Source organism: Paenibacillus albiflavus, assembly GCF_004344915.1.
GTDB lineage: Bacteria > Bacillota > Bacilli > Paenibacillales > NBRC-103111 > Paenibacillus_AM > Paenibacillus_AM albiflavus.
Genome location: NZ_SKFG01000006.1, coordinates 198,138 through 210,890 on the forward strand (window position 1 = coordinate 198,138; position 12,753 = coordinate 210,890).

Annotated in this window: 9 protein-coding genes; 3 read left to right on the forward strand and 6 right to left on the reverse strand. The window is 42.7% G+C overall.

Annotated elements, in window-relative coordinates:
- Positions 1-4 precede the first annotated feature (4 nt).
- The 4 genes from E0485_RS09150 to E0485_RS09165 form a co-directional block, all read right to left on the reverse strand.
- Positions 5-1,750 carry an ABC transporter ATP-binding protein gene (locus E0485_RS09150; RefSeq protein WP_132417715.1) on the reverse strand — a complete coding sequence of 582 codons (1,746 nt, stop codon included), beginning with the start codon at positions 1,748-1,750 and terminating at the stop codon, positions 5-7.
- 255 nt (positions 1,751-2,005) lie between these two features.
- Positions 2,006-3,886, reverse strand: coding sequence for an ABC transporter ATP-binding protein (locus E0485_RS09155; protein ID WP_132417716.1), 1,881 nt, complete (start codon positions 3,884-3,886; stop codon positions 2,006-2,008).
- The gene (locus tag E0485_RS09160) at positions 3,883-6,108 is read right to left on the reverse strand and encodes an ABC transporter ATP-binding protein (protein WP_132417717.1); all 2,226 of its coding nucleotides are present in this window, start codon (positions 6,106-6,108) and stop codon (positions 3,883-3,885) included. The genes E0485_RS09155 and E0485_RS09160 overlap by 4 nt, the downstream gene beginning before the upstream one ends.
- A 45-nt stretch (positions 6,109-6,153) precedes the next feature.
- Positions 6,154-6,639 carry a MarR family winged helix-turn-helix transcriptional regulator gene (locus tag E0485_RS09165; RefSeq protein ID WP_132417718.1) on the reverse strand — a complete coding sequence of 162 codons (486 nt, stop codon included), beginning with the start codon at positions 6,637-6,639 and terminating at the stop codon, positions 6,154-6,156.
- Between the two features lie 202 nt (positions 6,640-6,841).
- On the opposite strand from E0485_RS09165, the gene E0485_RS09170 reads away from it, so the two are divergent.
- Positions 6,842-7,120: a hypothetical protein gene (locus E0485_RS09170; RefSeq protein ID WP_132417719.1), complete on the forward strand. Its 279-nt coding sequence runs from the start codon at positions 6,842-6,844 to the stop codon at positions 7,118-7,120.
- Positions 7,121-7,298: 178 nt separating this feature from the next.
- Positions 7,299-9,038, forward strand: coding sequence for a copper amine oxidase N-terminal domain-containing protein (locus E0485_RS09175; protein WP_165921133.1), 1,740 nt, complete (start codon positions 7,299-7,301; stop codon positions 9,036-9,038).
- Between the two features lie 55 nt (positions 9,039-9,093).
- Here E0485_RS09175 and map read toward each other — a convergent pair whose 3' ends face one another.
- Positions 9,094-9,843, reverse strand: a complete 750-nt coding sequence (map, locus tag E0485_RS09180) for a type I methionyl aminopeptidase (RefSeq protein WP_132417721.1) — start codon at positions 9,841-9,843, stop codon at positions 9,094-9,096.
- A 68-nt stretch (positions 9,844-9,911) separates the two neighbouring features.
- On the reverse strand, positions 9,912-10,601 hold the full coding sequence (locus E0485_RS09185) for a class I SAM-dependent methyltransferase (RefSeq protein ID WP_132417722.1): 690 nt from the start codon (positions 10,599-10,601) through the stop codon (positions 9,912-9,914).
- A 219-nt stretch (positions 10,602-10,820) separates the two neighbouring features.
- Between E0485_RS09185 and E0485_RS09190 the strand changes: the two genes are divergently transcribed.
- Entirely contained in the window at positions 10,821-12,668 is a 1,848-nt protein-coding gene (locus E0485_RS09190) for a glycoside hydrolase family 13 protein (protein ID WP_132417723.1), read from the forward strand.
- The last annotated feature ends 85 nt before the right edge of the window (positions 12,669-12,753 follow it).

Below are 12,753 nucleotides of genomic sequence, written 5' to 3' on the forward strand. Positions count from 1 at the left end.
GATTCTATTCCTCCAAGCTTGCTTCCATCTGCTGACGTTCCCACTGTTCTTTATACCAGCCGCCAAGCAGCATCAATTCCTCATGTGTGCCTTCTTCAATAATTCGTCCTTCATCCAGCACTAGAATCCAGTTTGCATGACTTACTGCTGATAAACGATGTGTTGTAATGAATGTGGTGCGGCCTGCACGTTCCATCCGAACCTGGTGCAGAATGCGGCTTTCTGTCCGAGCATCAACCGCTGATAGTGAATCATCGAGCAGCAATATTTCAGCATCGATTAGCAGGGCACGCGCAATAGCAACGCGCTGCTTCTGTCCGCCAGAGAGCATAACGCCATTCTCACCGACGATTGTAGCGAGTCCGTCAGGCATAGAGGCAATATCTTGGGTAAAGGAAGCCATTTCAATCGCTTTGGCGATCTCCTCATCTGTTGCTTGAGGCTTGCCCAGTGCAATATTATCCCGAATCGATCTCGATAGCAGCATATGCTCTTGTGGTACATAAGCGATGAAGCTTTTCATCTGATCCATGGCAATCTGTTCAATTGGGATATCTTCAATAAGTAGTGTATTTGGCTCGACTGCATATTGCCGAAGCAGTTGCTTAAGCAGGGTACTCTTACCACTGCCCGTACGACCTACAATTCCAAGCGTCTGACCACGCTCAAGTCGGAAAGAAATGTTTTGCAGGCTGGGCTGAGTTGCGGTTGGATAAGTGAAGGTGAGCTTCTTCATTTCAATACTGGCAATGCTGTCACCGAGCTGAATCGGGTTGTCGATATCTTGTATATCAGGCTGCTGCGATAGTGCATTATCCAGACGATCTGCAGAAGCGCTACCCCGCTGCAATACGTTAATGAATTCACCAAAGGAAATCATCGGCCAAATGAGCATTCCCAGATATATATTGAAGGAAATCAATTGTCCTAGCGATAATTCATGGTGTAGAACAAGATAGGAGCCATACCCAATGCCGATAGTGAAACTAATCCCGACGATCAGAGAGATGAGCGGCTGAAACAGGGCATTAAGGATCGAAACTTTCTTGTTCTTATTCATGACATCAGAGGTCACGTGGTCAAAAGCTGCCAGATCATGATCTTCCTGCACATAGGATCGGATAACGCGAATACCGGAGATGGATTCGAGGGCATGATCGTTCATTTTGCCAAAAGAAGTTTGTGCCGCTATAAACCGTTTGCGGATTCGCTGTCCCAGCATATTAATGACGACTGCCAGAAAGGGAAGTGGAATCAATGCGGCGAGCATCAGCCGATAATCCGTATAAGTAACCATCATCGTAATGACGACTGTCGAACCAACTAGGGTGTTGACGATGGTCATGACACCATAGCCTGTCGTCTGTCCGATTGCAAGAATGTCGTTAGTAGCTAGTGCCATTAATTGACCTGTACTATTGCGCTGGAAGAAGCCAGGCTTCATCTTCGTCAGATGCGTAAGCAAGCGACCTCTAAGCAAGCGTTCAACGAGAATAGCGTTGCCGAACAGAGTCGTCAGCCATATGTAGGTCATTACATAAAATAACAAGGCAAGGCCGATTAATGTTAGTACCGTTCGTGTCAAATCGTCTAAAGTTAAGTTTCCGTTTTTAACATGATCGATGGTCGTACCAATCATTTTGGGAGGGATGGTTGATAGCAAGCTAACCCCTGACATGAGCGTAATCGCTAGTAGATAGTGCACCCATCTTTGCTTAAAAAACCATTGCAGTCGAATTACAAAAGACAAATATTCCACCTCTTTCTTTAAAACGTAAAACTAATTGTATCGTTTCTGAGAACTTGCGTCTATTATTATTTTCAATATTTTAAAAATTTTGGATTGAAGTTTATGGTTCAAAACAATAATCAGTGGTTGACTAATAGCGGGAAGTTAATAGCACGGTGCAAGCAAATCATACGTATATTCCTGTAAACGAAAAGAGCGGGGGAGTATTTGCTCCTTACCGCTCTTTTCCAAATAATGACTAGTGTGGTTATGCTGTTAGCTAGCTTCCGTTTCCTCGAACTGGCTGTTATACAAGCTTTCATAGAAGCCGCCTTGAGCAAGAAGCTCTTCATGACTTCCTTGCTCAATAATGTCGCCGTCTTTCATAACAAGGATCATATCCGCATCGCGAATCGTGGATAAGCGATGAGCAATAACAAAGCTTGTGCGACCTTTCATGAGATTGGTCATCGCTTTTTGAATCAAGGTTTCTGTACGTGTATCGACAGAGCTTGTTGCTTCATCCAAGATCAAGATTTGAGGATCTGCAAGAATGGCGCGTGCGATCGTAAGCAATTGTTTTTGCCCTTGAGAGACGTTGCTTGCCTCCTCATTGAGTACCATATCGTAACCGTCTGGAAGTGTACGAATGAAGTGGTCTACCTGAGCTGCCTTGGCCGCTGCAAGCACTTCTTCATCTGTTGCACCCAGCTTACCGTATCGGATATTCTCTTTGATGCTTGTGTTATAGAGCCAAGTGTCCTGCAATACCATACCGAACAAGGAACGCAGATCGTTACGTGTAAAATCTTTAATATTCACGCCATCGATCAGAATGGCTCCTTCTTGAATATCGTAGAAGCGCATAAGCAGCTTAATAATCGTTGATTTACCTGCCCCAGTTGGTCCGACAATTGCGACCTTCTGTCCATTGTGGACAGTTGCTGAGAAATTATTAATAACTGTCTTATCTTCGTTATAACCAAAGTGAACATTCTCGAAAGTCACATCGCCTTTAATATCCGCAATAGATGCTGGTGTTTTTGTATCCTCTGGCTCTTCCTCTTCCGCGAGGAATTCAAATACACGTTCAGCAGCAGCAACTGTTTGTTGCAGGACATTGGAGATGTTGGCCACCTGTGCAATAGGTTGTGTGAACTGGCGCATATATTGGATGAACGCTTGAATATCACCGACCGAAATTCTACCATTAACCGCCAAATATCCGCCGAAAATACTGATCGCAACATACCCGATATTTCCGATAAACATCATAATAGGCATCATCATCCCAGATAGGAACTGTGATTTCCAAGCGGATGTATACAGTTTATCGTTATGCTTAGCAAATTCTTTGACAGATTCTGCTTCACCATTGAAAGCCTTCATGACCATGTGACTGCCGTACATTTCCTCGATATGTCCGTTGACACTACCCAAATATTTCTGTTGATTGACAAAATGCTTCTGTGATTTCTTCACGATGAACGCAATGAAGATGAACGATACCGGAAGAACAGCTAATGCAACAAGCGACATTTGCCAACTGATGGAGAACATCATAACCAGAATACCGATGATGCTTGTAACCGAAGTAATGATTTGCGTCATGCTTTGGTTCAAGCTTTGGCTGATGGCATCGACATCGTTGGTGATGTGGGATAACACTTCACCATAGCTCTTTTTATCAAAATATTTAAGCGGTAGTCGATTGATTTTGGCCGCAATGTCACGGCGTAGGTTATAAGTCACCTTCATCGACACACCCGACATGACATAGCCCTGTAAATAAGCGAATATAGCACTGACTAAGTACAAAGCAACAAGGATGATCATAATTTGACCGATATAGCCAAAATCAATGCCTGTTCCTGTGCCTGAAATCATATCCATAACACCTTCAAAAATCTTGGTTGTGGCGTTACCGAGAATTTTAGGACCAAGAATATTAAAGATAGTTGAGGCAATGGCAAATACAATGACGATAAAGATCGCTACTTTGTATTGTGCCAAATAAGAAGTCAGCTTCTTGAATGTTCCTTTAAAATCTTTGGCTTTGGCGACGGGCATCATCATTCCGCCTGGACCACCTGGGCCACCTGGACCGCCGTGTCCGCCGCGTTTAGGTTGTTTGAATTTGGAGGCCTTGTCGCTCATTGTAATTCCTCCTTCGATAGCTGAGATGAAGCAATTTCATAATAGGTTGGGCAGTCACGTAGAAGCTGCTCGTGCGTACCGATTCCAACGACTTCACCATCGTTAATTACGATAATTTGCTCTGCATTCATAATCGTGCTGACACGCTGTGCGACGATAAGAACGGTACTGTTGCTAGTATTCTCTTTGAGCGCACGTCTTAGAGCTACGTCTGTTTTATAATCAAGTGCTGAGAAGCTATCGTCAAAAATATAGATCGGTGCTTTCGTCACGAGTGCACGAGCGATCGATAGACGCTGCTTTTGTCCGCCTGAGACGTTAGCTCCGCCCTCGGAAATGGCCTTGTCATAGCCTTCCTCTTGCTTCGAAATGAATTCCTCTGCTTGCGCAATTTTCGCCGCTAATTGAACTTCTTCATCCGATGCTTCTTTCTTACCGTAACGCAGGTTTGATGCGATTGTTCCTGTCAGCAAAACGCCTTTTTGCGGAACATATCCGATTTGCTCATGCAGATCGAATTGCGTAACATCTTTGACATTGACGCCATTTACGAGTATTTCGCCTTCTGTCACATCGTAGAAGCGTGGAATCAGATTGATTAATGTTGATTTACCTGCGCCCGTTGAGCCGATAATGGCGGTCGTTTCGCCTGGTCTTGCCGTAAACGAGATGTTGTGCAGCACATCTTCCGCTGCATTCTCATAATGGAAGCTGACGTTACGGAATTCAACGAATCCGAGCTTATCATTGTTAAATGATTTAGGCTGTTTAGGATCAATAATCGATGGTTCTGCAGCAAGTACTTCTGCAATCCGAGTTGCGGATACAGAGGCACGTGGAACCATGATAAACATCATCGAGATCATTAAGAAGGACATGATGATTTGCATTGCATATTGCATGAACGCCATCATGTTACCGACTTGCATAGAGGCATCGGCAATTTGCTTGGAACCGATCCAGACAATAAGTAATGTGATGATGTTCATAATGAACATCATGGCAGGGAACATGAATACCATGACGCGGTTGACGAAGAGGTTTGTTTTGGTTAAATCCTGATTCGCAGCGTCAAAGCGGTTCTCTTCGAACTTCTGTGTACCGAATGCTCTTACAACCATAAGTCCACTTAAATTTTCTCTGGAAACGAGGTTAAGCTTATCAATGAGCTTTTGAATAATCTTGAATTTAGGCATGGCTACACCGAATACAATACCGATCAGTGCGATTAGTAAAGCAACGGCAATTCCAATAATCCAAGTCATGGAAGCATTCTCGCGAAGCACCATAATAATACCACCGATACCGAGGATCGGTGCATAACATAAGATCCGAATTCCCATTGTGATCAATGTCTGGATTTGTGTAACGTCATTTGTTGTACGCGTAATAAGGGAAGACGTTGAGAATTTATCAAATTCGTTATTCGAGAAGCTCTCCACCTTGTGGAATATATCTCTGCGAATTTTCTGGGCTACGCCAGCAGCAACTTTGGCTGACAAATAACCGACTCCGACTGAAGCTATCGCACCACCGAGTGCAATAAGCAGCATGTATAATCCAGTTTGGACAATATACGAAGTCTGAATACTGCCTACGTCCATGCCAAGCTCATCGTAGAGCATTTTAACAAAGACGACACCTGTTTGGTTTTGTAAGGACGGCTCCATTTGACTTGCCGTTTCTCTAGCAGGATCCATTATTTCTGGCGGTAATTTTTGGAACAACGGGATCGAAGCATAAAGCTCTTCGAAATTAACACTACTCATATCGCTTGTCTTGGCAGGCGTGCTGGCTTGATCTCCTGATTTAGCTGCAAGCTCTTTGGAGACATTAATAAATGTTCCAGCTGCTGTACCGAAGATTCCATTCAACTCATCGGTTGTATTTGGACCTTCCGTATTGCGAACATAAATATTGGATGTTTCAACTAAAGGATAATCCTTGATATATTGTTTATCCCCCGCAAGAACAAGCGTGTAATTTTTTTCAACAACGGCTTTATCTTGCTCTGACATAAAGGTGGTCATTAACGTATAACCATTTTCACTAATAGCCTCTGGCACTGCATCCTTGATCCCGCCTTGCTGAATACCTGTATTCACGATATCAGACATGAAGCTAGGTAAGTTCAGATCAGACATCGCTTGACCGAATAGAAGTACAATCGATAAGATCAGTGTCACGATGAAAGGCCGTAAATATTTAGCAAGTTTCATCATATAGTGGTGCTTCCTTTCGCAAAAAAAATGAGATAACAGATTGTGTTACTTAGCGTGCTCAGCTCGAATTTCATTTATCACATCATACAGACGGTTGAACAGATGAATCAGTTCAGCGGTATCGCTATTTCCTAATCTGCTCACAACTTCGTCCATAAATGTCATAAACTCTTGTGTTACCTCCTCTAGTATCGATTTGCCTTGCTCAGTAAGACGAATATAAACTACGCGCCTGTCATTTTTCGTTGTAACACGTTCCACATAATTCTTCTCTTCAAGTCCATTGACCATTTGAGAAACAGAAGGAGGTGATATTTTGAGACGCTCGCTGAGTTCAGATACCTTCATACCTGGTGGAACCGCACCTGCTTCATGCGTATGAGATTGTTCCTTCATAAACTCATAGAGCACATGCATCATCACATGCTCTCCCCTTGGAATCTTGACATCAGAACTAGCCATGGAATGCATTCGTTTGAATTTAGACATGGCTTCCAATAGTTGTCGTCCCTGACTTTTATTGTTAGGCATATTGGACCTCCAGTTTTGTTACGCAACCAAATTGTTTGGTACATAATATATTAGTATACCTAACTAATTACACATAAACAAGTTTCTGAAACAGGGAATTTTTATGTATTATAGACTTTATAACATTCATGTAATAAAGGTGTTGCTGTACGCGGCATGTGATACAATGTCTGCATAATGACCATATAGGAGTTGACCATAAGTGAGCCAAGAAATTAATGAACAAGAATTAATCAACCATATTGCAAGTGAAACGGGTGTCGATGTAAAGAGTATTCAAATGGTTCTAAAATATGAGCAGAAATTTATTAACGACGCCAAAGCGGATAAAAAGGGAGAAGTTGATATTGATATCGATGATCTTGTCGATTACGTGTTAAGTAAGGCCGATGTGAAGTTAGATGAGATGACAGTTGAAGAGATTCTGGATATCGAAATGAATTACCTGATCAAAAAAGGTGTCGCGGGGTATTTGGATTAAGGGACTTTTCTGACAAGCAGACTAATCTACCTAAGGGAAAGTCCCTTAGGTTATTTAGCGTTTCTTTCATACTGATCGTACACAAAAAAATGTCGAATAAAGGAATAAAGTAAAAGAGCGAGAACTAATTAAAGAATCATGAGTTAACAAGATGCACATGAAGGGGGAAGAATTAAGTTTGAAGAAGCAACTAGTTGGAATTCTGTTGTCATTATCTTTTTTGATTGGTATGCTGCCATTTCCAAGCGCTGAGGCAAGTACAAAAGATGAATGCTATGAACAGGTTCGAGAAGCACGAATGCCAAGGCCAAGTAGTGCAATCGATTCCAGTGGCAAGGAAGTGAAATTGGATAATTCAGCTAGACCTCATCCAGAGAATGAAGTTTATGCTTGTGTAAACGGGGCATTGTTGGTGACAGATGTACCGATTGCAGAAGAGCAAGGATCTACGTTAATCCCCATGAGAGCACTGCTTGAGGCATTAAAGGCAGATATTCAGTGGGATACTAAAACGAATACTGTAACCGCTAAGCTAGAAGATCAAACAATCAGGCTGCAAGTCGATAACCCAGTTGCAACGATTAATGGTCAAGAGTTAGCCATGCAGGTACCTGCACGGATGATTCAGAATCGGGTACTTGTCCCTCTGCGGTTCGTTTCAGAGCAGTTGAACAGCTCTGTCGTATGGCAGCCAGGAAAGCGAATCATTCATATTTATTCTTATCCGGAATTAAGAGTTAAGGCCTTAAGCGGCATTAGCTCGAATGAAACGGATGATTACAGTTATAATAACTATTTCTCTACATCGAGCCGTTATCTATTTAACAGCAATGGAATCATGACGATGGCCGAAGAGAAACTGAATGATTTACATATTCAACAATTCAACTCAGACTTTTTGAAAATCAAAGATTTCTCTGTTCCGTTCGAATTGTCGAATCTAGGCGGCGTTCACGCGGGTGAAGATGGCAATTATTATGCGATATTTGGCGATGGAAACTTGGAAGAATCAAGTGCAAAGTCTGTATATCGGATCGTAAAATACGATAAGAATTGGACCAAGCTCGATCAGTTGGATATCAAGGATGTGTATGTGACAATCCCGTTTCGTTCAAGCAACTTATCCATGGACAGTTATCAAGGCAAACTGGTCGTCTATTCAGCAAGACAGCGTTATTTAACACCTGATGATGGGTTGCATCATCAATCGAATATTGTATTCCAAGTTGACATGAAAACGATGAAGCTGCTATATGCAGAGGGGATGTGGCCACGTAATCACGTTAGTCATTCCTTTGCCAATTATGTTCGTTTTGACGGTAATAAAATCGTTTATGCAGATCATGGAGACGCTTATCCTCGGTCAATCGTCGTACAAGTGGAAGAGAATGGGCAGATGCTTAGTAAAACGGATGTATTAAAGTTCCCTGGGAAGATTGGGGATAATTATACTGGTGCTCGTCTGGGAGGCCTTGAAGTAGCGAGAGATAACTATTTGGTCGTGGGATCAAGTGTCTCACTAACAGAGAGGTACGGACAGAGCAAAGCTCAAAATTTATTTTTAGGTGTCCTTCCGAAGAGTTCGAAATCAGCGGAAGTGCAGTGGCTAACAAATCATTCCGTTCGGTCTGAAGTCGAAATCATTGAGACACATATCGTTAAGATTACGGACAATAAATTTGTCCTCATGTGGACTGAAATAGATCGCAACACGAATAAAGAAGTTATGAGCTATATGGTTGTTGATGGTACAGGCAAAGAACTGCGCAAAGCAACTAAACTGGTAGGTATAGCTTCACCAGGCAACCTAACTCCACTCGTGAAGGGAAACACAATTAGCTGGTATTACTTTAACTCGACAAATTTAGATCCTGAGAAAAAAGATGGGATTGAGTTGTACGAACTTACCATCGAATAATTGGACACGCAACCAAAAACCGACTTTGCTACCTGCAGCAAAGTCGGTTTGCTCTTTATTCCTGCATCGTTAGAATCACAGGACCGTCGTCTGTGATCGCAAGTGTATGTTCATACTGAGCGGATAATCCGCCGTCCATCGTTCTTGCTGTCCAGCCGTCGCTGTCCATTTTGATCAAATAAGTGCCTGTATTCAGCATAGGCTCAATCGTAATGACCATCCCTGCTTTGAGACGTACACCTTTGCCTGGAGAGCCGTAATGCGGTACTTGTGGGTCTTCATGCATGTCTTTGCCGATTCCGTGTCCAATAAAATGACGAACGACAGAGAAGCCTTGCGCTTCTGCATGTTTCTGGATCGCATGACCGATATCGCCAATCCGATTCCCTACAACGGCTTGCTCGATACCCAGGTATAGGCATTCTTCTGTTACGGTAAGCAGCTTATCAGCTTCTTCAGATACTTGACCTACGCGGTAACTCCACGCAGAGTCAGATAATGCGCCATTTAGGTTAACGACCATATCAATGGTAACGATATCGCTATCCTTCAACGGTTCTTTACTTGGGAATCCATGACAGATCACATCATTAACCGATGCGCATGTCGCGAAGGGAAATCCGTGATAACCTTTCTGCTCGGGTGTTGCGCCGCGATCGCGTAAGAATTTCTCAACAAATTCATCTATTTCAAGTGTCGTAATGCCTGGTTTAATTAAATTCCGCAATGCTTGGTGACACTCAGCTAGAATTTTACCCGATGTACGCATGTCTTCAATTTCTTGTTTGGTTTTTAGTATGATCATGATAGTCCTTTCCTTAAAAGAGGTTTATAAATATAACTGCTATATATATTTTACCACTTTTATAGAAATCATGAACCCTTTACTATTTTTCTACCAAAGAAAACAGCAAAATTGAGATATTTATACATGCAATCGGCATCCTCAAATCCTGCCTGCTTCATCCATCTAATATAGTCTGCGTGCTTAGCACCAACGCTTAATTCGAGCCACTTCATGACCTTATCAATTTCGGCTTCAGTTAAGATTCCTTGATTAACATGCGTGATCCAGCGCCTGTAAGAGTATGCATCCGAGTAAGCCGAATTACCTAGGATAAGATCCGCGTTTATAAAGACGCCGTCGTCTGTGAGCAGCTGATGGATGCGTTCGAATAGTTGCTTTTTGCCAGGGTGGGTTAACTGATGTATGGATAAAGACGAAATGACCATATCATAGGGTCCAGTAAAAGGATGGGTTGCATAGTTGGTCACTATAAAGTTGATGTTAGGATTTTGATCGAATCGCAGCCTTGCTCCTTCAAGCGACTCGCTGCTGCAGTCTGCTAGTGTTAGCTGAGCTTTCGGGTATTTACGCAGCACCATACTGGAGAGTAGGCCAGTCCCAGCACCTAAGTCCAAAATTCGCGGAGCTGGATTGTCCGTTTCGGCTAGGGCTGCTGCCATTTCGTAGAACTCATCAAAGCAAGGAATTAATAGTTTTCTTTGTCGGTCATAGTTGCTAGCGATCGCGTCAAATAAATAGTTAGTAGATGGATTCACGAAACTCTCCTCCTCAAATCGTGATGCTTACCCTCATTGTAATCAACAAAGTCATCTGGTGTGAAGTACCATTAAGACTATAGGCACTACCTATTCTGGACGAAGGTAACGAGGCGATACACTACGCACCTCTGCTATGACTAGCGTATATAATAACGTATTAACAAGCTATGTTTTAAATAACAAGTTTAGGGCATAGCATGCTTTGTAGGTGCTGACATGATGAGAATCTTATTTGATAGCAAGAGTAAAGCACATAAGCAGCCGTTCGGCTGTATTCGGCAGGATGAATTATGCATGCTTACGATTCATATTCCAAGTGCTGCAAACGCAGTTAAGGCACTGATCCGTCTGGAAGGTCCAGATGGATACTACCAAGAGATATCGATGCAATGCACAGCTTCCGTTAACTCCTATGATTACTATACGGGTTCATTCGCACTACAACATTGTAATTTATACGAATACTTTTTTCGCATTGTGACGGAAAACTCTGAGTTCCTACTATTTAAAGAAGGAAGTTGTCAAACGACAGTTGGCACCAGCGGTCGTAAGTGGCAATTAACTTGCTATGATAAACATTATGATACGCCGAGCCACTATAAAGGTGGCATTATGTATCAAATCTTCCCCGATCGATTCTATCAGCAGGAAAGCTGTGATCTTTCAGAAAAGATGAAGCCATTTACAGTGCATGAGCACAAAGAAGATACGCCGAATTATTTGCCTGATGCTGCAGGTCAGATCCAGAACAACGATTTCTATGGTGGCAATCTTAAGGGGATTAAAGCGAAGCTGCCTTATTTGAAGGATTTGCATGTAGCGACGATCTATTTAAATCCAATTTGTATGGCATTCTCGAATCATCGTTATGATACAGCAGATTATTTACGGGTTGATCCGATGCTCGGAACGATGCAGGACTTTATTGATTTATGTGCTGAGGCGCATAAGCTTGGGATGAAAATTATTCTGGATGGTGTTTTTTCACATACGGGCAGCGATAGTGTGTATTTTGATATTCGGAATCGCTTTGGCAATGGTGCTTACCATCATCCTGATTCACCCTATAGACCATGGTATCAGTTCACGAATTATCCTCATCAATATGAGAGCTGGTGGGGGATTCATACGCTGCCGCAGGTCAATAAGCTTGAGCGAAGCTATGTGGATTTTATATTGGATGCAGACGATAGCGTGGTTCGTTACTGGTTGAAAGTAGGAGCAGACGGCTTCCGGTTAGATGTTGCGGATGAACTACCCGATGAGTTCATTCAACGGTTACATCAAGTCGTGAAAGAGGTTAAGAAGGACGCAATCGTTATCGGTGAAGTATGGGAGGATGCATCTAACAAGGTAAGCTATGGGGTCAGGCGTCATTATTTTACACGTGCGGAGCTTGATTCTGTTATGAACTATCCTTATAAGGATGCCATTATTGGCTTCGTTCGAGGAGATCGTACGGGCGCCGAGCTAGCTGATACGGTGATGACACTTGCAGAGAATTATCCGAAGCAGATACTCGATTGCGTGATGAACAGCTTATCAACACACGATACCATGCGGATCCTTACAGCGGTTGGCGTTCAGGATCATAATTTGCCTAAAGAAATGAAGGCTAAACATCGGCTGACGAATCAACAATTGATAGATGCTATTCAAAAAGAAATGCTAGCTGCATTCCTGCAATATACATTGCCAGGAAGTCCTTGTATCTATTACGGAGATGAAGTTGGATTAGAAGGCTTTGAAGATCCTTTCAATCGTCGATTTTTCCCTTGGGAGCAGGTGAATGAGGATCTGCTTGCCTATTATCAAGAACTAGGTTGGATTAAGTCTAGTTATCATGCGCTAGCGACGGGTCATATTGAAGTGATCATCGAGCATCCACATGTATTCGGGTTTACTAGAACATGCGATGACTCCTGTTTGACGATTATTGCGAATGCAGGAGCAGAGCTTTATGAATGGAAAAGAGCAGGAGAGGCGGTCATCTACAGTCGTAACTGTGTTTGCTTATCTGAGCGCATCCTGCTCGATCAATATGGATTTGTTTTGATGGCTTAACACTAAAATAAGTTCTTGACACCTGCGTAGTGATCGCTGCGATGACGGATCATTCTTACGATCGCTGTTGTCACCAAATTTCCTG

Excerpts from the sequence above, each read along its gene's own strand:
- map (WP_132417721.1), bottom strand. The coding sequence starts at position 9,843 with ATGATCATACTAAAAACCAAACAAGAAATTGAAGACATGCGTACATCG.
- E0485_RS09165 (WP_132417718.1), bottom strand. The coding sequence starts at position 6,639 with ATGCCTAACAATAAAAGTCAGGGACGACAACTATTGGAAGCCATGTCT.
- E0485_RS09190 (WP_132417723.1), top strand. The coding sequence starts at position 10,821 with ATGATGAGAATCTTATTTGATAGCAAGAGTAAAGCACATAAGCAGCCG.
- E0485_RS09155 (WP_132417716.1), bottom strand. The coding sequence starts at position 3,886 with ATGAGCGACAAGGCCTCCAAATTCAAACAACCTAAACGCGGCGGACAC.
- E0485_RS09160 (WP_132417717.1), bottom strand. The coding sequence starts at position 6,108 with ATGATGAAACTTGCTAAATATTTACGGCCTTTCATCGTGACACTGATC.